The 21,720-nt window shown below is 62.5% G+C and carries 22 protein-coding genes and 2 pseudogenes; 14 read left to right on the top strand and 10 right to left on the bottom strand.

Features of this window, described 5'->3' with window-relative positions:
* Positions 1 to 259: 259 nt before the first annotated feature.
* A pseudogene (locus AC0L15_RS28350) lies at positions 260 to 1,131 on the bottom strand (aldo/keto reductase family oxidoreductase).
* 88 nt (positions 1,132 to 1,219) lie between these two features.
* Between AC0L15_RS28350 and AC0L15_RS28345 the strand changes: the two are divergent.
* On the top strand, positions 1,220 to 2,122 hold the full coding sequence (locus AC0L15_RS28345) for a LysR family transcriptional regulator (RefSeq protein ID WP_287247550.1): 903 nt from the start codon (positions 1,220 to 1,222) through the stop codon (positions 2,120 to 2,122).
* Between the two features lie 277 nt (positions 2,123 to 2,399).
* Here AC0L15_RS28345 and rpsI read toward each other — a convergent pair whose 3' ends face one another.
* The 4 genes from rpsI to AC0L15_RS28325 form a co-directional block, all read right to left on the bottom strand.
* On the bottom strand, positions 2,400 to 2,882 hold the full coding sequence (gene rpsI, locus AC0L15_RS28340; protein ID WP_287247549.1) for a 30S ribosomal protein S9: 483 nt from the start codon (positions 2,880 to 2,882) through the stop codon (positions 2,400 to 2,402).
* A 1-nt stretch (position 2,883) separates the two neighbouring features.
* The gene (gene rplM / locus AC0L15_RS28335) at positions 2,884 to 3,348 is read right to left on the bottom strand and encodes a 50S ribosomal protein L13 (protein ID WP_023798353.1); all 465 of its coding nucleotides are present in this window, start codon (positions 3,346 to 3,348) and stop codon (positions 2,884 to 2,886) included.
* 294 nt (positions 3,349 to 3,642) lie between these two features.
* Positions 3,643 to 3,846 (bottom strand): type II toxin-antitoxin system HicB family antitoxin, encoded by a 204-nt coding sequence (locus tag AC0L15_RS28330; protein ID WP_287247548.1) that lies wholly within the window; start codon positions 3,844 to 3,846, stop codon positions 3,643 to 3,645.
* Positions 3,847 to 3,863: 17 nt separating this feature from the next.
* Complete coding sequence (locus tag AC0L15_RS28325) at positions 3,864 to 4,319, bottom strand: PaaI family thioesterase (RefSeq protein ID WP_287247547.1); 456 nt, start codon at positions 4,317 to 4,319, stop codon at positions 3,864 to 3,866.
* A gap of 150 nt (positions 4,320 to 4,469) precedes the next feature.
* Between AC0L15_RS28325 and AC0L15_RS28320 the strand changes: the two genes are divergently transcribed.
* The 6 genes and pseudogenes from AC0L15_RS28320 to AC0L15_RS28295 all read left to right on the top strand — a co-directional run bounded on the left by AC0L15_RS28320 (position 4,470) and on the right by AC0L15_RS28295 (position 8,231).
* Positions 4,470 to 5,291 (top strand): enoyl-CoA hydratase, encoded by an 822-nt coding sequence (locus tag AC0L15_RS28320; protein ID WP_287247546.1) that lies wholly within the window; start codon positions 4,470 to 4,472, stop codon positions 5,289 to 5,291.
* 15 nt (positions 5,292 to 5,306) lie between these two features.
* Positions 5,307 to 5,729 (top strand): VOC family protein, encoded by a 423-nt coding sequence (locus AC0L15_RS28315; RefSeq protein ID WP_287247545.1) that lies wholly within the window; start codon positions 5,307 to 5,309, stop codon positions 5,727 to 5,729.
* Between the two features lie 8 nt (positions 5,730 to 5,737).
* Positions 5,738 to 5,839 (top strand): annotated as a pseudogene (locus AC0L15_RS28310) (AAA family ATPase); the annotation flags it as partial.
* Positions 5,836 to 6,357 (top strand): CoA-binding protein, encoded by a 522-nt coding sequence (locus tag AC0L15_RS28305; protein ID WP_287247544.1) that lies wholly within the window; start codon positions 5,836 to 5,838, stop codon positions 6,355 to 6,357. The pseudogene AC0L15_RS28310 and the gene AC0L15_RS28305, both read left to right, overlap by 4 nt.
* Positions 6,358 to 6,578: 221 nt before the next feature.
* Entirely contained in the window at positions 6,579 to 7,859 is a 1,281-nt protein-coding gene (locus AC0L15_RS28300) for an O-acetylhomoserine aminocarboxypropyltransferase (RefSeq protein ID WP_473497767.1), read from the top strand.
* A gap of 21 nt (positions 7,860 to 7,880) precedes the next feature.
* Positions 7,881 to 8,231 carry a cupin domain-containing protein gene (locus tag AC0L15_RS28295; RefSeq protein ID WP_287061655.1) on the top strand — a complete coding sequence of 117 codons (351 nt, stop codon included), beginning with the start codon at positions 7,881 to 7,883 and terminating at the stop codon, positions 8,229 to 8,231.
* Here AC0L15_RS28295 and AC0L15_RS28290 read toward each other — a convergent pair whose 3' ends face one another.
* Entirely contained in the window at positions 8,232 to 9,488 is a 1,257-nt protein-coding gene (locus AC0L15_RS28290; RefSeq protein WP_473497765.1) for a cytochrome P450, read from the bottom strand. It abuts the gene before it with no gap.
* Between the two features lie 191 nt (positions 9,489 to 9,679).
* Between AC0L15_RS28290 and AC0L15_RS28285 the strand changes: the two genes are divergently transcribed.
* Complete coding sequence (locus tag AC0L15_RS28285) at positions 9,680 to 10,783, top strand: NAD(P)/FAD-dependent oxidoreductase (protein ID WP_287247707.1); 1,104 nt, start codon at positions 9,680 to 9,682, stop codon at positions 10,781 to 10,783.
* Between the two features lies 1 nt (position 10,784).
* Here the strand turns inward: AC0L15_RS28285 and AC0L15_RS28280 are convergent, their stop codons facing one another.
* On the bottom strand, positions 10,785 to 11,375 hold the full coding sequence (locus AC0L15_RS28280) for a hypothetical protein (RefSeq protein WP_287247541.1): 591 nt from the start codon (positions 11,373 to 11,375) through the stop codon (positions 10,785 to 10,787).
* A 334-nt stretch (positions 11,376 to 11,709) separates the two neighbouring features.
* Between AC0L15_RS28280 and clpP the strand changes: the two genes are divergently transcribed.
* The 4 genes from clpP (at position 11,710) to AC0L15_RS28260 (ending at position 17,071) form a co-directional block, all read left to right on the top strand.
* Positions 11,710 to 12,339: an ATP-dependent Clp endopeptidase proteolytic subunit ClpP gene (gene clpP / locus AC0L15_RS28275; RefSeq protein WP_128170025.1), complete on the top strand. Its 630-nt coding sequence runs from the start codon at positions 11,710 to 11,712 to the stop codon at positions 12,337 to 12,339.
* Between the two features lie 294 nt (positions 12,340 to 12,633).
* Entirely contained in the window at positions 12,634 to 13,908 is a 1,275-nt protein-coding gene (gene clpX, locus AC0L15_RS28270) for an ATP-dependent Clp protease ATP-binding subunit ClpX (RefSeq protein ID WP_027155315.1), read from the top strand.
* A 284-nt stretch (positions 13,909 to 14,192) separates the two neighbouring features.
* Positions 14,193 to 16,604 carry an endopeptidase La gene (gene lon / locus AC0L15_RS28265; protein WP_287247540.1) on the top strand — a complete coding sequence of 804 codons (2,412 nt, stop codon included), beginning with the start codon at positions 14,193 to 14,195 and terminating at the stop codon, positions 16,602 to 16,604.
* 194 nt (positions 16,605 to 16,798) lie between these two features.
* Entirely contained in the window at positions 16,799 to 17,071 is a 273-nt protein-coding gene (locus tag AC0L15_RS28260; RefSeq protein WP_023798342.1) for an HU family DNA-binding protein, read from the top strand.
* Between the two features lie 96 nt (positions 17,072 to 17,167).
* On the opposite strand, the gene AC0L15_RS28255 is transcribed toward AC0L15_RS28260, so the two are convergent.
* Entirely contained in the window at positions 17,168 to 18,190 is a 1,023-nt protein-coding gene (locus tag AC0L15_RS28255) for an aldo/keto reductase (RefSeq protein WP_473497773.1), read from the bottom strand.
* 40 nt (positions 18,191 to 18,230) lie between these two features.
* Between AC0L15_RS28255 and AC0L15_RS28250 the strand changes: the two genes are divergently transcribed.
* The gene (locus AC0L15_RS28250; RefSeq protein WP_287175391.1) at positions 18,231 to 18,377 is read left to right on the top strand and encodes a hypothetical protein; all 147 of its coding nucleotides are present in this window, start codon (positions 18,231 to 18,233) and stop codon (positions 18,375 to 18,377) included.
* Positions 18,378 to 18,492: 115 nt separating this feature from the next.
* A complete protein-coding gene (locus AC0L15_RS28245; RefSeq protein WP_287247538.1) occupies positions 18,493 to 19,236 on the top strand; it encodes a creatininase family protein in 744 nt (247 codons plus the stop codon).
* A 274-nt stretch (positions 19,237 to 19,510) separates the two neighbouring features.
* On the opposite strand, the gene AC0L15_RS28240 is transcribed toward AC0L15_RS28245, so the two are convergent.
* Positions 19,511 to 20,428: a carbohydrate ABC transporter permease gene (locus tag AC0L15_RS28240; RefSeq protein ID WP_023798337.1), complete on the bottom strand. Its 918-nt coding sequence runs from the start codon at positions 20,426 to 20,428 to the stop codon at positions 19,511 to 19,513.
* Positions 20,429 to 20,439: 11 nt separating this feature from the next.
* Positions 20,440 to 21,561: a carbohydrate ABC transporter permease gene (locus AC0L15_RS28235; protein ID WP_128170029.1), complete on the bottom strand. Its 1,122-nt coding sequence runs from the start codon at positions 21,559 to 21,561 to the stop codon at positions 20,440 to 20,442.
* Between the last annotated feature and the right edge of the window lie 159 nt (positions 21,562 to 21,720).

The following is a 21,720-nucleotide window of genomic DNA, read 5'->3' as shown; positions in this document are numbered from 1 at the left end:
AATGCAGCGGCTCAGAATAAAAGCGCTCTGTAGCGATCCTTCGCGCCCCCCTCTGCCCTGCCGGGCATCTCCCCCACTTGGGGGGAGATTGGCCTTCATCACTGATTTCGCCAACCACCAACCTTGCAAAAAGGGCGCTGTCCGCGAAGCTGCCGATCTCCCCCCTCGTGGGGGAGATGCCCGGCAGGGCAGAGGGGGGCGCTGTCCCGCCAGCCTGTCGATCATGGCGAGATTGGCTCGTTGCCGCTTTCGCCAATCCTCATACCGCCATCGCCACGCCGTCCAACTCCCTCGCGGCATCCTCCGGCAGTTCAAGTTCGGCCGCGGCAAGATTCTCCCGCAAATGCGCAACGGAAGACGTGCCGGGGATGAGCAGGATATTGGGCGCGCGACCGAGCAGCCAGGCGAGCGCGACCTGCATCGGCGTGGCGCCCAGGCGCTGAGCGACGCCGGACAGGGTAGACGACTGCAGCGGGTTGAAGCCGCCGAGCGGAAAGAACGGCACATAGGCGATACCGTCGCGGGCGAGTTGGTCGATCAAGGCATCGTCGCCCCGGTGCGCCAGGTTGTATTGGTTCTGCACACAGACGATCCGGGCGATCCGTTGCGCCTCTTCGATCTGTGCCGGCGTGACATTGCTGAGCCCGATGTGACGCACCAGGCCCTGTCGCTGAAGCTCGGCCAGCACGGTGAGCGGCGCCTCGATTGAACCTTCGGCGGGGCCATGCGCGTCGAACATGATCCTGAGATTGACGACGTCCAGCACGTCGAGCCCGAGATTGCGCAGATTGTCGTGCACCGCCTCCGTCAGCGCTTCGGGCGAGAAGGCCGGGAGCCACGAGCCATCCGCGCCGCGACGTGCACCGATCTTGGTGACGATCGTCAGATCGTCGGAATAGGGCGCGAGCGCCTCGCGGATGAGCAGATTGGTGACGTGCGGCCCGTAGAAATCGCTGGTGTCTATGTGATTGACACCGCGCCAACAGCTTCGCGCAGCACGGCCAATGCCGCGCCATGGTTCTTGGGCGGACCAAACACGCCGGGTCCTACGAGCTGCATCGCGCCGTAGCCGAGCCGCTTCACGGTGCGGGCGCCGAGAGTGAACGTGCCGGAAAGGTCAATGCTGGACATGGTCTATCTCCGTTCATGCTGAGATAGGCGCTGTCCGATCTCACGATAATTGGGTACATTCCGCACGGGCTGTACGGAATGTCGAACAATGAAGGTCGATCTCGGAGATCTGAACGCCTTCGTCGCCGTGGCGCGGGCCAAGGGTTTTCGCGATGGCGCCCGCGCCAGCGGCGGCAGTGCGTCGGGCTTGAGCGAGGCGGTGCGCCGCCTCGAGACGCAGCTCGGTGTCAGGCTGCTCAACCGGACGACCCGCAGCGTCGTCCTGACCGAAGCGGGCGCGAGCTTGCTGGCCCGGCTCGGCCCAGCCTTGACCGAGGTGGAATCGGCCCTCGACGTTGTGAATGGCTTCCGCGACAGGCCGGCAGGCACGTTGCGCCTCAACGTGCCGGTCAGCGCGGCGCGGCTGGTGCTGCCCAGCATCGTCCCGGGGTTTCTCGCTGCCTATCCCGGCATCCGGCTGGAGGTGGTCGCCGAGGAGAGCTTTGTCGACGTCCTCGCGGCAGGCTGCGATGCCGGCATCCGTTATGACGAGCGGCTGGAGCAGGACATGATCGCGGTGCCGATCGGACCGCGCCTGCAGCGCTTTGCCACCGCCGCCAGCCCTGCCTACCTTGATCGCCATGGCCGGCCGCAACACCCGCGCGACCTGCTCGGCCACGCCTGCCTGCGCGGCCGCTTCGCCAGCGCGGCGATGCCGCCATGGGAATTCGAGCGCGACGGCGAGGTGGTGCGGGTCGATCCGACGGGGCCGCTTCTCGTGACCCTGGGCGGAGCCGCCGATCTCGCCGTCGATGCCGCCATCGCCGGTAGCGGCATTGTCAGCCTGTTCGAGGACTGGCTTCGCCCCTACTTTGAGAGCGGTTCGCTCGAACCCGTCCTCGAACCTTGGTGGCAGAGCTTCCCCGGGCCGTTCCTCTATTATCCCGGCCGACGTCTCGTGCCGGCGCCGTTGCGGGCGTTTATCGATTTTATCAGGGACAGCCGGGCCTGAGGTCTGCGCCAGGCATGAACTGCGCCTGGCGCCGTCACCCCACCCGGCGCTGCGCGCCGACCTCCCCATCAAGGGGAGGTAGGGCGTCGCGCTTTACATTCGGACCATCGTTCCGTCACCCGGCCGGCTTTTGCAGACCGTTCGGCGAGCGAGAAACTGCCGCGACCTCCTACCTCCCTTGATGGGGAGGTCGCGCCGCAGGCGCGGGTGGGCTCGGCACCAAAAGAAAAGGCCGCCCGGAGGCGGCCGTTTCGAATATCTGCAGCTGAAGCAGTGCTTAGCGCTTCGAGAACTGGAACGAGCGGCGGGCTTTCGCCTTGCCGTACTTCTTGCGCTCGACGACGCGGCTGTCGCGGGTCAGGAAGCCGCCCTTCTTGAGCACGGGACGCAGCGCCGGCTCGTAATAGGTCAGCGCCTTGGAGATGCCGTGGCGCACGGCACCGGCCTGGCCGGAAAGGCCGCCGCCGATGACGGTGGCGACGATGTCGTACTGGCCGGCGCGGTTGGCAGCGATGATCGGCTGGTTGAGGATCATCTGCAGGACCGGGCGCGCGAAATATTCGGCGAACACCTTGTCGTTGACGACGATCTTGCCGGAGCCGGGCTTCACCCAGACACGCGCGATGGCGTTCTTGCGCTTGCCGGTGGCATAGGCGCGGCCCGACTTGTCGAGCTTCTGGACGTGGACGGGTGCAGCCGGCTGCGTGTTGATGTTGCCGGTGGCAGTTCCGAGTTCTGCGAGCGAGGAAAGCTCAGCCATTTTACGAAACCTTCTTGTTCTTAGCGTTCAGCTTGGCCACGTCGAGCGTGACAGGCTGCTGGGCGACATGCGGATGTTCCGTGCCTGCATAGACGCGGAGATTCTTCATCTGGCGACGGCCGAGCGGACCACGCGGGATCATGCGTTCAACGGCCTTCTCGACGACACGCTCGGGGAAACGGCCCTCGAGCAGCTGGCGCGCGGTGCGCTCCTTGATGCCGCCGGGGTGGCCAGTGTGCCAGTAATAGACCTTGTCGGTGAATTTCTTGCCGGTGAACACCACCTTGTCGGCATTGATGACGATGACGTTGTCGCCGTCGTCGACATGCGGGGTGAAGGTGGGCTTGTGTTTGCCGCGAAGATGGTTGGCGATGACAGTGGCGAGACGGCCGACGACGAGACCCTCGGCGTCGATCAGCACCCACTTCTTCACCACATCCGCAGGCTTCTGCGAAAAGGTTGCCATGGATTGTTGCTTTCGGTTCGGACCTTCCCCATCGACGAACGACAAGGAAAGGCGTTTCTTGTTGCTTGGATTGACGCCGAGCGTTCGCCCGCCGCCAATAACAAAACGGCGGCCTTTGCGGGCCGCTGTTCCGTGAGGGCTTATAGGCGAGGGCGGTTAGCGCGTCAAGGCGAACTGAAAGACGAGTATCGCAGAAAAGGTAGAAAAAACAAACGTTTGGGTTAGAGGTATTATTTTACCACATAGATTTACTCGGCACCGGGAGCAGAAAGGCTCTTTCGGCGAGGGCGTTGCTCACGTCCGGAAGCGCGACAATCGCTTCGTGGCTGGACGGCTCCGGAATGGGCATATCCTCTGCCATAATTGCAAGGCTTCGACGGCATTCGGCACGATGTCTTCCGCAGCGTCCGCAGCCGAAAAGCAGCCGGGAATGTCCGGAAAGCGGATGCCGAATGCGCTGCCGGGATCTTTGTCGACCAAAGCGAAATAGTTCTTCATTGCAGTCTCCAAGCGTCTCAAGACAGCGACCGCTTCGGCGGGATCGAATAGGTTCCCGTGGCGTGCGCCACCGTGTGTCCATCCGGTCCGGCGACGATGTCTATTTCGAACACCATCAGGCTCTTGCCAAGCTTCAGGATGCGGCAATGGCCGTCGACCGGTCCGGCCTCGGCCTTGCGGACAAAATTGATGGTGAGATTGGTGGTGACCGAAAGCGCATCCGGCCCGGCATGCGAAAGCACGCAGACATAGCCGCCAATGTCGGCCAGCGTGAACAGCGACGGGCCCGAAACGGTTCCGCCGGGGCGCAAATGCCGCTCGTCGGCATTCAGGCGCACCGTGCAGCCGCCCGCAAAAACCTCGATCGCCTCGTAGAAGGTGAACTGGTCGTTGAGCTGCGGATAGACGGTCTCCATCAGCGCATTGACCTGCGCCGCGGTCAGCACCGGCTTGAGATTGTTTTGGGCAGGCATAGGCGGTTTCCTGTATGTGCCGTGGCCTGAGAAAACACGCCTTAAGCCTGTTCTTCAATCGGCAGCGTGCTAGTTCTTTTGTTCCATGGCCCGCGAATCCGATGCCGCTGGCCAATGATGAGGGTGGAGACATGGGAAGAGGTTTGAAAAATGGCTGAAATCGTCGCCATCAAGCCGGCTGTTGCCGAAGGTCCTGTCGTCACGAGGCTGGACAAGGGCGTGCTCCGCCTCACGCTCGCCAATCCGCCGGCCAATGCGCTGTCGCTGGCGGTGATGGCGGCACTGACGGCGGAACTCGACCGCGCCAGATCAGAAAGATCCGTCCGCGTCATCATCCTGGCGGCCGCCGGAAAAATGTTCTGCGCCGGACACGATCTCAAGGAAATGACTGCGCGCCGCACCGATGCCGATCGCGGCAAGGCGTTCTTCGAGGAGACGTTTTCCGCTTGCGCGGCACTGATGCAGGCGATTGTGCGCCATCCCAGGCCGGTGATCGCCGAGGTCGATGGCCTGGCGACGGCGGCCGGGGCGCAACTGGTCGCGAGCTGCGATCTGGCGATCGCCTCGCACGAGGCGACCTTCTGCACCCCCGGCGTCAATATCGGCCTGTTCTGCTCGACGCCGATGGTGGCGCTGTCGCGCAACGTTTCGCGCAAGCACGCGATGGAGATGCTTTTGACCGGCGAGACCATCGACGCGGCGACGGCCAAGGAATTCGGCCTCATCAACCGCGTCGTGCCGCGTGAATATCTCAATCAGATTGTCACCAAATACGCGCAAACCATTGCCGCCAAATCGGCTTTGGTCGTGAAGACCGGCAAGGAAGCTTTTTACGCGCAAGCCGAAATGGGATTGGCCGACGCCTATGCCTATACCGGACGCGTCATGGTCGACAACATGCTGGCGCGCGACGCGGAAGAGGGCATCGGCGCCTTCATCGGCAAGCGCAAGCCGGAATGGACGGAGGAATAGGGACGGAGAATAGACATGGAGCCTCGCATCTCCATCATCACCATTGCCGTCGACGATCTCGAGCGCGCCACGCGCTTCTACGAGGCGATGGGCCTCACCCGCCATGCCGGCATCACCGAGGGCGTCGCCTTCTTCCAGATGGGCGGCGTCATTTTCGGCCTTTTCCCGCGCGAAAGCGCCGAAGCGGATTCAGGCATTACTTTCGGTAAGGCGCCGTCGGCGATTTACCTCGCCTACAACACCCGCTCCGACGCGGAGGTCGATGATGTGCTGACGATGGCCGAGAAGGCCGGCGGCCGCATCGTCAAGCCGGCCGGCCGCGCCTTCTGGGGCGGCTGGTATGGCTATTTCGCCGACACCGAAGGGCATGTCTGGGAAGTGGCGCACAATCCGGCTTTTCCGATCGCGGAAGACGGCAGCATCTCGCTGCCGGGCTGACCGCGTTTCCCACCGCTTTCCACGATACCGATCATTTCCGCATGATGCGCAGTTTCTGCAACGATCCGGATGGTTTTCTCGCCGAAGCTCTGTATGAGGACGAGGCATGAACCATGACGCCTACGACAATGCCTATATCGCCGGCATCCTCAATTCGGTGAAGACCATCGCCATGGTCGGTGCGTCCGCCAACGATGTGCGGCCGAGCTATTTCGTGCTGAAATACCTGCTGGGCAAGGGCTTTTCGGTGTTCCCGATCAATCCCGGCCAGGCCGGCAAGGAAATCCTTGGCCGGATGACCTATGCCAGGCTCGCCGATGTTCCCGAGCCGATCGACATGGTCGACGTGTTTCGCGGCTCGGCGGCGGTGCCGGGCGTCGTCGACGAGGTCTTGCGGCTCGATCCGTTGCCGAACGTCATCTGGATGCAGCTTGGCGTGCGCCATGACGAGGCAGCCGCACGCGCCGAGGCCGCCGGCATCAATGTGGTGATGAACCGCTGCCCCAAGATCGAATATGGCAAGCTGTCGGGCGAGATCGGCTGGACCGGCGTCAACTCAGGCGTGCTGTCGTCGAAGAAGCCGCTGATGCGGCCGGGATTCCAGAGCTTTGGCGTCCGCCGGAAGTAGGTGGTGAATGGTGAATGATCAATAGTGAATGGTGAAGAGAAGGATTTTTCGGGAAGGCGGCCACAGCGGCATATGAGCCGCTTGCAATCAGGATGGGGCTGGCCGACGTTGTCTTCACCCTTCACCCTTCACCCTTCACCCTTCACCCTTCACCCTTCACCCTTCACCCTTCACCCTTCACCCTTCACCATTCACCATTCAGCATTCAGGGGAGGTAATCCATGACCCGCACGCCCGGTTTCAACACGCTCGCCGTCCATGCCGGCGCCAAGCCCGATCCGGCGACCGGCGCGCGTGCCACGCCGATCTACCAGACGACCTCCTTTGTCTTCGATGATGCCGACCATGCCGCTTCGCTGTTCGGGCTAAAAGCCTTCGGCAACATCTATACCCGGATCATGAACCCGACGCAGGCGGTGCTGGAAGAGCGTATCGCGGCACTCGAGGGCGGCACGGCGGGTTTGGCCGTGGCGTCGGGCCATGCCGCGCAGGTGCTCGTGTTCCACAATTTGATGCAGCCCGGCGACAATTTCGTCGCCGCGACAAGGCTTTACGGCGGCTCGATCAACCAGTTCGGCCACGCCTTCAAGAATTTCGGCTGGCAGGTGCGCTGGGCCGACACCAACGACATCTCGACCTTCGAAAGCCAGATCGACGACAGGACCAAGGCGATCTTCATCGAGAGCCTGGCCAATCCGGGCGGCGTCTTCGTCGACATCGAAAAGATCGGCGACATCGCCCGCAAACATGGTCTGCCGCTGATCGTCGACAACACGCTGGCCTCGCCCTATCTGGTGCGGCCGATCGAGCATGGCGCCGACATTGTCGTGCATTCGCTGACCAAGTTCATCGGCGGCCACGGCAATTCGATCGGCGGCGCCATTGTCGACGGCGGTACCTTCGACTGGTCGAAATCCGGCAAATATCCGATGCTGTCTGAGCCGCGCCCCGAATATGGCGGCCTCGTCCTGCACGAAACATTCGGCAATTTCGCTTTCGCCATTGCCGCGCGCGTGCTCGGCCTGCGCGACATGGGCCCGGCGATCTCGCCGTTCAATGCGTTCCTGATCCTGACCGGGCTGGAAACCCTGCCGCTCAGGATGCAGCGCCATTGCGACAATGCGGTCACCGTCGCCGGCTGGCTGTCCAACCACCCAAAGATCGCCTGGGTGTCCTATCCCGGCCTGCCCAGCGACAACAACAACGCGCTGCAGAAAAAATATTCGCCGCTTGGCGCCGGCGCGGTGTTCACCTTCGGCCTGAAGGGCGGCTATGCGGCGGGCATCAAATTCGTCGAGGCGCTCGAACTGTTCTCGCACCTCGCCAATGTCGGCGACACCAAGTCGCTGGTCATCCATCCGGCATCGACCACACATCGGCAACTGTCCGACAAGCAGAAGGTCGCGGCCGGCGCTGGGCCGGATACGGTCAGGCTCTCGGTCGGCATCGAGGATGTCAACGACATCGTCGCCGATCTGGAACAGGCTCTCGCCAAGGTCTGATCCCTGCTGGAAGGAGTTTTCATGACCGCGCCGAAATTCCTCTTCGTCGATATTGAAAGCGTCGAGCCGGAACCTGGGGCACCGGCGCCGGATCGCCTGATTTCAGGCGATCCAAAGTTCCGCACCTGGAATGTCGAGGAACGCGACGGCGGCCTCTATGCCGGCATCTGGGAGGCGACGCCGGGCAAATGGCGCATCGAATACGACGAGTGGGAGTTCTGCCACATTCTTTCCGGCGTCTCGGTGATTTCAGAGGCGGGCGGCAAGGCCCGCACCGTCAGGGCCGGCGACAGTTTCGTGCTCAGGCCGGGGTTTAAGGGAAGCTGGGAAGTGCTTGAAACGACACGCAAGGAGTATGTGATCAAGCTTTGATCATTGCCCGCTGTGCACGGCGAGCCTTTCCAGCCCGTGGAAATGATAGGTGTCGCGAAAGCGCGGCTGTTCGGCCAGATGCAGCCGCGGCAGCCGGTCGAACAAGGTTTTCAGCGATACCTGCAATTCGAGCCGAGCCAGCGGCGCGCCGATGCAGAAATGAATGCCGGCGCCGAACGAGACGTTTTTCTGGTCGGCGCGATCCGGCCTGAAGGCGAAGGGTTCGGCAAAGGCCATCGGGTCGTGATTGGCCATGCCGAGCAGCAGGCCGATCGTCTGGCCCGGCCGCACGATGACACCGGGACCGAGCTCGATCTCTTCATAGGCATAACGCGTGAACATGTGCAGCGGCGCGTCGAAGCGCAGGCATTCCTCGACCGTGGCGGTGGTCGTTTGTGGCGAGGTGAAGAAGCGGCGCGGGTCGCCGCCCTGCGCGAGGATCGCGCGCACCGCATTGCCGGTCTGGTGGACGGTCGCCTCGTGGCCGGCATTGAGCAGCAGGATGGCCGAGGACACCAGCTCGTCCTCCGAGAGTTTTTGGCCATCGTCCTGCGCCGAGATCAGCAGCGACAGCAGATCGTCGCCGGGGTTTTTGCGCCGCTTGGCAACATGGCCGCGCAGGAAATCCGAAAAATCATGTGCTGCGCGATTGGCCGTCTCTTCCGTTTCGCGGGTGCGGCCGTGCATGTACATGGCGACCATCCGATGCGACCAGTCGAGGAGTTGCGGCCCCATCTCGACCGGCACGCCGAGCATCTCGGCAATGATGGTGATCGGCAAAGGCGATGCGAAGGCTGGCAGCAGGTCGACCTGGCCCGGCTCGAAACGGTCGATCAGCTCGTTGGCCAGCGCCTCGACGCGCGGCCTCAGCCGCTCGACCTGACGCGAGACGAAGGCGCGGTTGACCAGTGTTCTGAGCCTGGTGTGAACGGGTGGCTCCAGCTCCAGCATCGAATTGGCCTCGATGCCGTCGAAGCTGCTGAGATGGGTGCGGTCTTGGCCGACGCCGCTTCTGTCAGGGATGCCGGCCGGGTTCTGGCGGCCGAAGCGCCGGTCGCGCAGCAGCCGGCTGACGTCGTCGAAGCCGCCAAAGCACCAGAAGCCGAACTCTTCCCAGAAGAAGACATTCGATGCGCCATGCATTAAGGCATAGGCCGCGTAGGGGTTCTGGAAGAAAGCCGCCTCGTGTGGATCGAGCCGCACATGACGGGTGGGCGGATCGAAGGCCAGGTAATTTGGTGGCATCAAATCGGTCATTGTGGATCATTAGCGCATGACCCCAAAAACCGGAATCGGTTTTCGGAAAGGATCATGCGCAGATTCAAAAGTGTTGGAGCGTCCTTTGCGCGCCCCAACGACGCGCGGCGCTCCAAGGCTTGCCAGCCTGGCGCCAGACATGCACAAAAGCGCATTTAACCAGCCGGCGCGGCTGCGGAAAGACTGACTTGATGAATGTGATCGTGGTTGGCGCAGGCATTGCGGGGCTTTCGACGGCCTGGTCGCTGGTCAAGGCCGGGCACCGGGTCTCAATCGTCGAGCAGGGACCGATTCCCAATCCGCTTGCCGCCTCGGGCGACCATCACCGCGTCATCCGCCGCGCCTATGGCGCAGCCTCGGGTTATGGCCGGCTGATCACCGAAGCCTATGAAGCCTGGGACGAGATGTGGGCCGACCTCGGCGAGAACCATCTCGACCCGCGCGGCTTCATCTGCATTTCGCGGGAGCCGGGAGACGAAGCCGAGGAATACCGCGAGGGCATGGAAGCCGGAAACTACCCGATCGAACTGTTCGAGCCGGACGTCGCAGCCAAGCGCTGGCGGTTCCTGCAGCCCGGCTCGTTCCGCTACGCCTATTTTTCGCCGGAGGGTGGTGCGCTGCATTGTCGCAAGATTGCCTCCCGCCTCGCCGAATGGCTGCGGAGAACCGGCGCCAATGTCTACGAAAACAGCAAAGTGACGGAGGTCGACGCCGAGGCTGGCCGCCTCGTGCTTGAAAGCGGCGAGACGATGCAGGCCGACCGCATCGTCGTCACCGCTGGCGCCTGGGTGCTGAAACTGTTTCCGGAGCTGGGCGGCGACCTGAAGATCTGGCGCACCGCGCTAGCCTATGTCGAACCGCCGGCGGATCTGAAAGCAGCATGGCATTCAGCCCCGGTCATCCTCGATGTCGGCGGCGTCGTCGACGGCTACGTGATCCCGCCGTCCGGCGGTGCCGGCATGAAATTCGGCTCAGGGCTGCACAGGGTGCCGACCAGCGATGCCGACTGGAACCGCCAGCCGGTGGCGGGCGAGGGCGAGGCGATCCGCGACCTGTTTTCGCCGCCGATCGTCCGTATCGAAGAATACAAGGTCACCGAGGTCGTCACCTGCGCCTACACCTTCACCGTCGACGAAAAGTTCCTGGCGCATGAGAAGGGCAAATGCCTTGTCGTCTCGGCCTGCTCCGGCCACGGCTACAAGTTCGGCGCGGCGGTCGGCAGGCGCGTCGCAGCGACCGTCGGCAACGGCGACGTCGGCGGCCTGAAAGCGTGGCTGCGGGCGGAGGCGGTCTGACCTAAAACCGGCAGTGCCGCGGAACACGCACCTGCCGCCAGCGCGACGAGCCCTCGCGGACCAGAACCCGGCGCGCCACTGTCTGGTAGGTGGCAGGAAAATTGACGATCCGCCGCTGCTCCGGCTGCACCAGAACCTCCTCGGCGACACTCTCGTACTCGGCGCGACTGACGACGCGCCGTTGGCGCTCCGGCTGCACCACCACGGTCTCGGCCACCCGTTTATAGCGCGCCTTGTGCCTGACCTTGCACAGCACCTTGCGGCCGTTGATGACGCGCCATTCCCAGGAGTAGCCGCCGTCATCGACCTTCACCGTGCGGTAGATGGTGCGGGTGATGCCAGGCACGATCTCGTAGCTGACACGCGCCGGTGCGATCTGCACCACCCGCTCGCGCGTCCCGTAGATCGCCGGAACGGATTCCACCTGCTGACCGGCCGGGCTGACGAGCACGTTTTCGTAGACGGTCTCGTAGACGGCCGGCCTGTTGACCTGCTCGTAGCACTCGACGGCGCGCCCGCCGGCAGCCGTTTCGGACACCATGCCGAGGACGGCGAGGCTGGCGATGGCCGAGGAAGCAGTTTTCCCGATCATTGCACTCCCCCCAGTTTGAACTTTCCACGCAAGCTCAACGTTGAATTGTAGGGGAAGCCGTATCGCGGGAAAGCAGTTTCGGCACATTTCGTTAAGCGACGCGGTTAAGAAACTGTTACACGGCGGAGGCGCCGCGCCGCTTCAACAGCAGCCGGCGCAGCTCCGGCCGAATTCTGTGCAGAAACCTTGATTCGACTTAACCGGATGGCTAGGAGGGGCGGCCTTGCGCTAGGGTGAGCCGACATCCTATTTACAGGGATAACGATCCAGAACCGATTCTGCCCGACTTGCTCATCTCCGGCGCCGGAATCCCATCTTCAATAAGGGATAGTCCATGAAGAACCCCGTCGAAACCTACATGAACCTCGTTCCGATGGTGGTCGAGCAGACCAATCGCGGCGAGCGGGCCTACGACATTTTCTCGCGGCTCCTGAAAGAGCGCATCATTTTCATCACCGGTCCGGTCGAGGACGGCATGGCGACGCTGGTCTGCGCGCAGCTCCTGTTCCTCGAAGCGGAGAATCCGAAGAAGGAAATCAACCTCTACATCAATTCGCCCGGCGGCGTCGTCACCTCGGGCATGGCGATCTACGACACCATGCAGTTCATCAAGCCGGCGGTGGCGACGCTGTGCATCGGCCAGGCCGCCTCGATGGGCTCGCTGCTTCTCACCGCCGGCGAAAAGGGCATGCGCTTCGCCACGCCGAACGCCCGCATCATGGTCCACCAGCCTTCCGGTGGTTTTCAGGGCCAGGCTTCCGACATCGAGCGCCACGCCCAGGACATCATCAAGCTGAAGCGCCGCCTCAACGAGGTCTATGTCAAGCACACCGGCAAGAGCTACGACGAGATTGAAAGGACGCTCGACCGCGACCATTTCATGACCTCCGACGAGGCCAGGGAATTCGGCCTCATCGACAAGGTCATTTCGTCACGTGAGCCGATCGAGGGTCTTGCCACATAAGCCCGGTGGCAGCTGGATGGCGGGAAAACACGCTTTTGATGCCGCTTGCGGCATTTCGGCCACAATTGGCTGTTCCCTCGACGGGAGCGATTGCCTACGTTAAGCCTATGTTGATTTTCGACGGCTTAGCTTTGTGCGGGGTTGATGCGAATCATTGCGACGTTTTCTGATATGTGTTTCGTATGGAATGCGTTGCGGGAGCCGGACTACTGGCGGCGGCGATTTCCCGCGATAGATTGAGTTATGCGCCCTTTCAACCAGACCATCGGCGGGCGGCTATGAAAGGACATGAAAATGAGCAAGGTCGGCAACAGCGGCGGTGATTCCAAGAACACGCTTTATTGCTCGTTTTGCGGGAAAAGCCAGCACGAAGTACGCAAGCTGATCGCCGGCCCGACGGTGTTCATCTGCGACGAATGTGTCGAGCTCTGCATGGACATCATCCGCGAGGAGAACAAGACCTCGATGGTGAAGTCGCGCGAGGGCGTGCCGACCCCGCAGGAGATCCTCAAGGTTCTCGACGACTACGTCATCGGCCAGCCCTACGCCAAGCGCGTGCTGTCGGTGGCCGTCCACAACCACTACAAGCGCCTCGCGCATGCGGGCAAGAACAACGACGTCGAACTGGCGAAGTCCAACATCTTGCTGATCGGCCCGACCGGCTGCGGCAAGACGCTGCTCGCGCAGACGCTGGCCCGCATCATCGACGTGCCGTTCACCATGGCCGATGCGACGACGCTGACCGAGGCCGGCTATGTCGGCGAGGATGTCGAGAACATCATCCTCAAGCTGTTGCAGTCGGCCGACTACAATGTCGAACGCGCCCAGCGCGGCATCGTCTACATCGACGAGATCGACAAGATTTCGCGCAAGTCGGACAATCCCTCGATAACCCGCGACGTGTCGGGCGAGGGCGTCCAGCAGGCGCTGTTGAAGATCATGGAAGGCACGGTCGCTTCCGTGCCGCCGCAGGGCGGCAGGAAGCATCCGCAGCAGGAATTCCTGCAGGTCGACACCGCCAACATCCTGTTCATCTGCGGCGGCGCCTTCGCTGGGCTGGACAAGATCATCTCGGATCGCGGTCGCAAGACCTCGATCGGCTTCGGCGCCACCGTCGCGTCGCCCGAGGATCGCCGCACCGGCGACGTTTTCCGCCTGGTCGAGCCTGAAGATCTGTTGAAGTTCGGGCTCATTCCCGAGTTCGTCGGCCGTCTGCCGGTCCTGGCAACGCTGGAGGACCTCGATGAGCCGGCGCTGATCCAGATCCTGACCGAGCCGAAGAACGCGCTGGTCAAGCAATACCAGCGGCTGTTCGAGATGGAGAATGTCGACCTGACCTTCCACGAGAATGCGCTGTCGGCGATCGCGAAGCGCGCCATCGAGCGCAAGACCGGCGCGCGCGGCCTGCGCTCGATCATGGAGGCGATCCTGCTCGACACGATGTTCGAGCTGCCTGCGCTGGAAGGCGTGCGCGAAGTGGTTATTTCGGAAGAGGTGGTGTCCGGCAACGCCAGGCCGCTCTACATCTATTCCGAGCAGAAGGAAAAGAAGGGCAACGTCAGCGCCTGACGTCAGTCCTGTAGTGGAGTTCTTCAAACGGCGCCGCAAGGCGCCGTTTTGCCGTTTGCGGATGGGCAGGCTATGATGAACGGATTATGACGGATTGGATGAACGGTTTCGTGTCGACCCTTGATCTTTGCCTTGCGTGCCTCCAACTAACGGAAGAAGGCCGTGGCGCCGAATTCTGTGCTGTAAAACTCCCGTCACAAACGGTGGTAGGCGGAACCATCCCCGGTCGTTAATATGAGAATCGCGGTTGGCCGATTGGCGGTCGCGACATGAAAGGTTGGACAATGGCCAAAATATCCAAGGCTCCCAGCGACGGCGTCTTCGCAGTCCTCCCACTGCGCGACATCGTGGTGTTCCCGCACATGATCGTTCCGCTCTTTGTCGGGCGTGAAAAGTCGATCAAGGCGCTGGAAGAGGTGATGGGTCAGGAAAAGCAGATCCTGCTTGCGACCCAGATGAATGCCGCCGATGACGATCCCGAGTCCGATGCGATCTTCGACATCGGCACGCTCGCCAATGTGCTGCAGTTGCTGAAGCTGCCGGACGGCACCGTCAAGGTGCTGGTCGAAGGCGCCTCGCGCGCGAAAATCGTTTCGTTCACCGACCGTCCCGACTTCCACGAGGCCCGCGCCGCAGCACTGGTCGAACCGGATGAGGAAGAGGTCGAGGTCGAGGCGCTGGCCCGTTCCGTCGTCACCGACTTCGAGAACTACGTCAAGCTGAACAAGAAGATCTCGCCCGAAGTGGTGGGTGCCGCCAGCCAGATCGACGACTATTCCAAGCTCGCCGATACGGTTGCCTCGCATCTTGCCATCAAGATCCCCGAGAAGCAGGAGATGCTGGCCACGCTTTCGGTCAAGGAGCGGCTGGAAAAGGCGATGGGCTTCATGGAAGCCGAGATCTCCGTCCTGCAGGTCGAGAAGCGCATCCGCTCGCGCGTCAAGCGCCAGATGGAGAAGACGCAGCGCGAATACTACCTCAACGAGCAGATGAAGGCGATCCAGAAGGAGCTCGGCGAGGGCGAGGACGGCCGCGACGAGGCCGCCGAGATCGAGGCGCGCATCAAGAAGACCAAGCTCTCCAAGGAGGCCCGCGAAAAGGCGGAAGCCGAACTGAAGAAGCTGCGGACGATGTCGCCGATGTCGGCTGAATCGACCGTCGTACGCAACTATCTCGACTGGATCCTGTCGATACCGTGGGGCAAGAACTCCAAGGTCAAGCAGGATCTGGGCTTCGCGCAGAACGTGCTCGACACCGACCATTTCGGCCTCGACAAGGTCAAGGACCGCATCGTCGAATATCTCGCCGTGCAGAGCCGCCAGAAGAAGCTGAAGGGGCCGATCCTGTGCCTCGTCGGGCCTCCCGGCGTCGGCAAGACCTCGCTCGGCAAATCGATCGCCAAGGCGACCGGCCGCGAGTTCATCCGCATGGCGCTGGGCGGCGTGCGCGACGAGGCCGAGATCCGCGGTCACCGGCGCACCTATATCGGCTCGATGCCCGGCAAGGTCATCCAGTCGATGAAGAAGGCGAAGAAATCCAACCCGCTCTTCCTGCTCGACGAGATAGACAAGATGGGCCAGGATTTCCGCGGCGATCCGTCGTCGGCGTTGCTCGAGGTGCTCGATCCCGAGCAGAACTCGACGTTCATGGACCACTATCTCGAGGTCGAATACGACCTGTCGAGCGTGATGTTCGTGACCACGGCGAACACGTTGAACATTCCGGCACCCTTGATGGACCGCATGGAGATCATCCGTATCGCCGGCTACACCGAGGACGAGAAGATCGAGATCGCCAAGCGCCACCTGATGCCGAAGGTGATCCGCGATCACGCGCTGCAGCCGAACGAGTTCTCCGTCGGCGAGGACGCGATCCGCGGCATCATCCAGACCTACACCCGTGAAGCGGGCGTCAGGAGCCTGGAGCGCGAGCTGATGAAGCTCGGCCGCAAGGCGGTGACCGAGATCCTGAAGACGAAGACGAAGACGGTCGACATCACGGCGGACAATCTCGCCGATTACCTTGGTGTTCCGCGCTTCCGCTTCGGCCAGGTCGAGGCCGACGATCAGGTCGGCGTTGTCACCGGGCTCGCCTGGACGGAAGTCGGCGGCGAGCTGCTGACGATCGAAGGCGTCATGATGCCCGGCAAGGGCCGCATGACGGTGACCGGCAATCTGCGCGACGTGATGAAGGAATCGATCTCGGCGGCGGCCTCCTATGTCCGCTCGCGGGCTCTCGATTTCGGCGTCGAGCCGCCGCTGTTCGACAAGCGCGACATCCACGTCCACGTGCCCGAAGGCGCAACGCCCAAGGACGGACCGTCGGCGGGCGTGGCGATGGCGACGGCGATCGTCTCGGTGCTGACCGGCATCCCGGTCAGGGCCGACGTGGCGATGACCGGCGAGATCACGCTGCGCGGCAGGGTGCTGCCGATCGGCGGGCTCAAGGAGAAGCTGCTTGCAGCACTGCGCGGCGGCATCAAGAAGGTGCTGATCCCGGAAGACAACGCCAAGGATCTGGCGGAGATTCCGGACAACGTGAAGAACGGTATGGAGATCGTTCCGGTCGCGCGGGTCGGTGAAGTCTTGCGCCATGCGCTGGTGCGTATGCCGGAGGCGATCGAGTGGGTCGAACCGGTCAATGCGCCGGCTGCGGCGGATGCCGGAGACGACGCCGGCAAGCTGTTGGCGCATTAGATCGTGCTAAAGTTGCAATGCACAAGAGAGAGCCGGGCCCCAGCGCCCGGCTTTTTCATGAAAAAACCCCGGAATTCCGGGGTTTTTTCGACTCTTTTGACGCTTTTCGACTTGGTTGCGGAAGCGCTTCTTTCTAAAGTCCGTTTCCTGCCGGATGAGTCGTACGTTCCGGTTTCTCATGGAAGGGAATTTTTATGAACAAGAACGAACTGGTGTCCGCTGTCGCCGACGCCGCGAGTATTTCGAAGGGTGACGCGCAGTCGGCGGTCGATGCGGTGTTCTCCGTCATCACCGGCGAACTGAAGAAGGGCGGCGATGTCCGGCTTGTCGGCTTCGGAAATTTCACCGTGTCAAAACGCGCTGCCTCGACCGGCCGCAATCCGCAGACCGGGGCCGAAGTGCAGATCCCGGCGCGCACCGTGCCGAAGTTTTCGGCCGGCAAGGGCCTCAAGGACGCAGTCAACTAAGCGCCTTCGTACCCTTTTCAGAGACCAGAAAAGCCGGGCATGCCCGGCTTTTCTTTTGCGCCTTCCTTCTATCTTGTCGGCCAGCAACAGGCGGCTCTATGCCGTCGGTGCATCGGCGCGCATCAGCCCTTCCTGCTTGAGATCGGCCCAGAGTGCTGATGGCAGCTTCGCGTCGAGCAGCGACCGATTGCTTTCGACCTCGCTCGGCCGCTGGCCGCCGGGGATCACCGACACGACCGAAGGGTGCAGCAGCGGAAATTGCAGTGCCGCCTCGATCAGGCGCACACCGTGGCGTTTGCAGATGGCCTCGATGCGCGTGACGCGATCGAGGATGTCCTGCGGCGCCTCGGCATAATTGTAATAGGCGCCGGGCTTCGGTCCGGTTGCCAGGATGCCGGAATTATACGGCCCGCCGAGAACGATGCCGATGCCGCGCTTCTGGCATAGCGGCAGGAAGGATTGCAGCGCCTCCTGCTCCAGCAGCGTATAGCGCCCGGCAAGCAGGAACAGGTCGAAGTCGCCGCGCTGGGCAAGCGTCTGGGCAACCTGCCACTCGTTGATGCCGCCGCCGAACGCCTTGATGATGCCCTGGTCACGCAGGGACAGCAGCGCGTAATAGCCCGAGCGCATGAACTCCTCGATGCGCTGGTCCGCGGCCTGCTTGCTGCCATGGGTGAAGACGTCGACGTCATGCACGAAGAGAATGTCGATACGGTCGACGCCGAGGCGTTCCAGCGAGGCTTCGAAGGAGCGCATGACGCCGTCATAACTGTAGTCGTAGACCTCGCGGCGCGACGGCGTGTCGAAGAACTTGCCGATGCCGGTGCGCTGGTCCGGCGGGCAGGCGCGCATGATGCGGCCGACCTTGCTCGACAGCACATAGTCGTCGCGCTTTTTCGAGCGCAGGAACGGATTGAGCCGCGCTTCCGACAGGCCAAGCCCGTAGAGCGGCGCGGTATCGTAGTAGCGGCAGCCGACCCGCCATGCGGCCTCCAGGGTGGCGTTGGCATCCTCATCGGAGACGGCGCGATAGAGGTTGCCGAGCGGCGCCGTGCCGAAGCCAAGTTCCGTGAACGCGATGCCGCCATTGCCGATGCGGTCGAAATGCCGTGTCTTCATATGCTGCCGTTTCCTCATTTTCGTATGTCCCGAGACTATCATGCCTGAGGCGCTGCAAAAGCACTCCGAGCCGTTGGACACGAACTTTCACGGTGATAGCATGAGCAAAAACAAGCTGTTCGGGGAAGATGTGACCAAACAATCCAGATGGGTTTTTGAGGGCAGCAAGCTGGTGGGTCTGTCATGACGAATGCCGGCACAGATCTGTTCAGGATTGCACTCGACGAACTTGGCACGGTGCTGGCTCGGATCGGCGAAAGCCGTATCGACGCCGCCCGCCACACCAACATGGAGTAGGCGTCATGCGCTACGAGCTGATGCTGCCGCATCAGATCCGCAAGGCGATCGCCGAGAACTGGCCGGTCGTGCTCCCGCTCGGCGTGCTCGAATACCATGGTGAGCACATGGCCGTCGGCATGGATACGCTGGCGGTGGTCAAGATGCTGGAGCTGTTCGAAAAGGAAGCCAACATCGCCATCCTGCCAGCCTTCTACTATGGCGCGGCGAGCTACGCGGTGGCGCCGCCAGAGGGCAATGGCTCGGTTCAGGTCGGCGGCAGGGCGCTGGCGCCGTTCGCGGAGGAACTGTTCTACAGCCTGCTGCGCATCGGTTTTCGCAACATCCACGCCATCATCCACCACCAGACCGAGAACTTTGTTGCCGGCATGCCGACCGATCTCGCCTTCAAGACCGCTGGCCGCCAGGCGATCTTCCGTTTTCTGGAGAAGGAGCGCGGCGAGGGCTGGTGGGGCTCGGAGACGATGGCCGGCTACTATGCCGAGCACGCCGAGGGCGGCAATTTCTTCAACTGGATACAAGTGCATCCGCTGATGCCGACGGTGACGGACGGCCAGTATCCCTTCGATCATGCCGGCATCGGCGAGACGTCGCTGATGCTGGCGCTGTGCCCAGAAGCGGTGGACGCCGGCCACTTCGCCGACAATACGGGATGGTATACGGCGACCGCCCCTGAGGCCTCGACGGAACTGGGGCAAAAGGGCGTCGCGATGATCCTCGAGCATATGCGGGCGATATTGTCACGCTAACGGATGCGCCATTTCGAGCGTTGCAGGATGCAGGATGAAAACAGTAGCGATCCTTCGCGCCCCCCTCTGTCCTACCGGACATCTCCCCCACAAGGGGGGAGATTCGCTGTTTCAGCGCCCCGCTCATTCCTGCGGCGTTGGAGATTAGCGAAAACCGGTGTGACGGCCGATCTCCCCCCAAGTGGGGGAGATGTCCGGCAGGACAGAGGGGGGCGCTGTCCCGCCGGCGTTCAAAAGCATCCACAGTTGCAACGCTCGAAGGAGTGGCGAGGGCCTACTTCACCGCGCCTGCGGTCATGCCCATGATGAGGTAGCGCTCCAGCGCGATGCCGATGACGGCGAGCGGCGTTATCGCGGCGGTGGCGAGTGCCGCCATCGACCACCAGTTGATGCCCTGCGAGCCGGTCTGGCTCGCCACCATCACGGGAATGGTTTTTGCGTCGGTCGAGGTCAGCAGTGCGGCGAAGAAATACTCGTTCCAGCATAGCACCATCGCCAGGATGAACGCCGCGACCATGCCCGGCAGCGCGATCGGCATGACGATGCGGAAGAAGGCGCCCCAGATCGACAGGCCGTCGACGAGGGCTGCTTCCTCCAGTTCGACTGGGATCGAGTTGAACTGGTCGCGCATGATCCAGATAACGATCGGCAGCACCATCAGCGTGTAGAGCAGGATCAGCCCGATGCGCGTGTCGAGCATGCCGACTTCCCGGTACAGCACGAGAAAGGGCAGGGCGAGCACCACCGGCGGCAGGATCAACTGCGACAGGAAGAAGAAGGAGATGTCCTCGTTCTTGAACCAGGCGAAGTGATAGCGGAAGCGGGTGAGGCCGTAGGCGGCGAGGCTGCCAATGACGATGGCGAGGCTCGATGCGCCGACCGAGGTGATGACCGAATTCATGAAGCGCTTGATGAACTCGTCGCGCACCGTCGAGGTCCGGAAGATCGCATCCGGCGACAGGCCGAGCGAGCGCCAGCCCTTCCAGTCCGGCCGGAAGTCGACGAACGGGATGAGATGGCCTTGGGTGACATCGACCGCGGTCTTGAACGAGGTGGTTATCGTCCAGTAGATCGGGAACAGGCAGATGAAGGCCCAGAACACCAGCGCGCCATAGATGAAGACGCGGTTGGCGAAAAAGCTCGCCGGCGAGCGGATTTCGGAAGCGGCATAGTCGGTGGTCTGAACGCTCATCTGGCCGCCTGTCAGTTGACGTTGCGCACGAAGCGATTGGCGAATTTCAACAGCCACGTCACGAACACGATGATGATGATGAGGTAGGCCATCGCCAGCATGGTGCCGTAGCCGACATTCGAGCGGTCGCGATACTCGCGGTAGATGAAGCTCGACACGGAATCGGTCGCGCCGCCCGGGCCGCCCGAGGTGACGGTGATAATGATGTCGGCAAGCTTCAACTTGAAGATGATGCGCAGGATGATCGCCGTCACCGATACCGGCAGCATCAGCGGAAAGGTGACCTGCCAGAAGGTCTGCCAGGCATTGGCGCCGTCTACCCTGGCCGCCTCGAGCACCTCGCGCGACATCGCCTGAAGGCCGGCGAGCAGCATGATCATCATGAACGGGATGAACGTCCAGGCGTCCAGCACCATGATCGAGATGCGGGCGGTGATCGGGTTTGAGAAGAAGGCGGGGTTTTCCCAGCCGAGCTGGCGCGCCAGGGCCGCGGCCGGCCCGAAGCGGTATTCCATCAGCGACTTGCCGATCATCCACGACACCGCGACCGGCGACAGCATCAACGGCATCAGGAAGACGACACGGAAGAATTTACGCGCGCGGATCTGTGCGTTGAGCAGCAAAGCGAGGCCAAAAGCGATGACGTATTCGACCAGCACCGCCAGCACATAGAGCACCATGTTGAACAGCGCGTTGCGGTAATAGGGATCCGCCAGCATCTGCCAGAAATTGTCGAGCCCGTTGAACTTGCGGCCGGAGAAGGAACTGAGGTTCCAGTCGGTCAGCGCAATGTAGAAGCCGAACAGCGTCGGGAAGATCACCATGGCGATGGTGAACAGCAGCGCCGGCAGCAGGAACAGCGCGCGCTGGCCGTCTTCGCCGCGTGTCAGCACCTGGCCGACGCCGAGTGCAACACCCCACAGCACATAGGCATAGACGACCGGCCGCCAGGTCTCGAAGCCGATAGTGTTGACCTCTGACTTGTAAAGGATTTGGACTGCGATCACGGCCAGCAGGCCGAGCGTCGCAGCGGCCATCAACGCCCGGCCGAGCCGCTTGCGGCCCGGCGATATCAGATCGGATGGAGCGGCGTTTGCCGGCCACGCACTGGTGGGCAAGGTCTGGTCAGCCACGCGTCCCGTCCGTTCACTGAAGGCTGCTATGACCGGCTGGCCGGTCAAGCTGTGGTGCCGCGGCGTTTGGTAGCCGGCCCGCCGGTACAAAAAAAAAAAACAAAATTACCAGCGAGGGCATGTTTAGGTTTATGTTGTTTTTGCGGCCGCTATGGGGGG

The sequence above is a fragment of the Mesorhizobium sp. WSM4846 genome, assembly GCF_055811415.1.
Note: the sequence above shows the minus strand (reverse complement) of the source record. Positions and strands in the feature narration are given on the sequence as shown.

What these genes read in the sequence shown, in the direction of transcription:
- lon (WP_287247540.1), top strand. Translation starts at nt 14,193, where the DNA reads ATGGCCAAAATATCCAAGGCTCCCAGCGACGGCGTCTTCGCAGTCCTC.
- AC0L15_RS28255 (WP_473497773.1), bottom strand. Translation starts at nt 18,190, where the DNA reads ATGAAGACACGGCATTTCGACCGCATCGGCAATGGCGGCATCGCGTTC.
- AC0L15_RS28300 (WP_473497767.1), top strand. Translation starts at nt 6,579, where the DNA reads ATGACCCGCACGCCCGGTTTCAACACGCTCGCCGTCCATGCCGGCGCC.
- AC0L15_RS28320 (WP_287247546.1), top strand. Translation starts at nt 4,470, where the DNA reads ATGGCTGAAATCGTCGCCATCAAGCCGGCTGTTGCCGAAGGTCCTGTC.
- clpX (WP_027155315.1), top strand. Translation starts at nt 12,634, where the DNA reads ATGAGCAAGGTCGGCAACAGCGGCGGTGATTCCAAGAACACGCTTTAT.
- AC0L15_RS28250 (WP_287175391.1), top strand. Translation starts at nt 18,231, where the DNA reads ATGCCTGAGGCGCTGCAAAAGCACTCCGAGCCGTTGGACACGAACTTT.
- AC0L15_RS28295 (WP_287061655.1), top strand. Translation starts at nt 7,881, where the DNA reads ATGACCGCGCCGAAATTCCTCTTCGTCGATATTGAAAGCGTCGAGCCG.
- AC0L15_RS28245 (WP_287247538.1), top strand. Translation starts at nt 18,493, where the DNA reads ATGCGCTACGAGCTGATGCTGCCGCATCAGATCCGCAAGGCGATCGCC.
- AC0L15_RS28330 (WP_287247548.1), bottom strand. Translation starts at nt 3,846, where the DNA reads ATGAAGAACTATTTCGCTTTGGTCGACAAAGATCCCGGCAGCGCATTC.
- AC0L15_RS28315 (WP_287247545.1), top strand. Translation starts at nt 5,307, where the DNA reads ATGGAGCCTCGCATCTCCATCATCACCATTGCCGTCGACGATCTCGAG.
- AC0L15_RS28240 (WP_023798337.1), bottom strand. Translation starts at nt 20,428, where the DNA reads ATGAGCGTTCAGACCACCGACTATGCCGCTTCCGAAATCCGCTCGCCG.
- AC0L15_RS28285 (WP_287247707.1), top strand. Translation starts at nt 9,680, where the DNA reads ATGAATGTGATCGTGGTTGGCGCAGGCATTGCGGGGCTTTCGACGGCC.
- rplM (WP_023798353.1), bottom strand. Translation starts at nt 3,348, where the DNA reads ATGGCAACCTTTTCGCAGAAGCCTGCGGATGTGGTGAAGAAGTGGGTG.
- AC0L15_RS28280 (WP_287247541.1), bottom strand. Translation starts at nt 11,375, where the DNA reads ATGATCGGGAAAACTGCTTCCTCGGCCATCGCCAGCCTCGCCGTCCTC.
- AC0L15_RS28260 (WP_023798342.1), top strand. Translation starts at nt 16,799, where the DNA reads ATGAACAAGAACGAACTGGTGTCCGCTGTCGCCGACGCCGCGAGTATT.
- clpP (WP_128170025.1), top strand. Translation starts at nt 11,710, where the DNA reads ATGAAGAACCCCGTCGAAACCTACATGAACCTCGTTCCGATGGTGGTC.
- AC0L15_RS28325 (WP_287247547.1), bottom strand. Translation starts at nt 4,319, where the DNA reads ATGCCTGCCCAAAACAATCTCAAGCCGGTGCTGACCGCGGCGCAGGTC.
- AC0L15_RS28290 (WP_473497765.1), bottom strand. Translation starts at nt 9,488, where the DNA reads ATGACCGATTTGATGCCACCAAATTACCTGGCCTTCGATCCGCCCACC.
- AC0L15_RS28305 (WP_287247544.1), top strand. Translation starts at nt 5,836, where the DNA reads ATGAACCATGACGCCTACGACAATGCCTATATCGCCGGCATCCTCAAT.
- rpsI (WP_287247549.1), bottom strand. Translation starts at nt 2,882, where the DNA reads ATGGCTGAGCTTTCCTCGCTCGCAGAACTCGGAACTGCCACCGGCAAC.
- AC0L15_RS28345 (WP_287247550.1), top strand. Translation starts at nt 1,220, where the DNA reads ATGAAGGTCGATCTCGGAGATCTGAACGCCTTCGTCGCCGTGGCGCGG.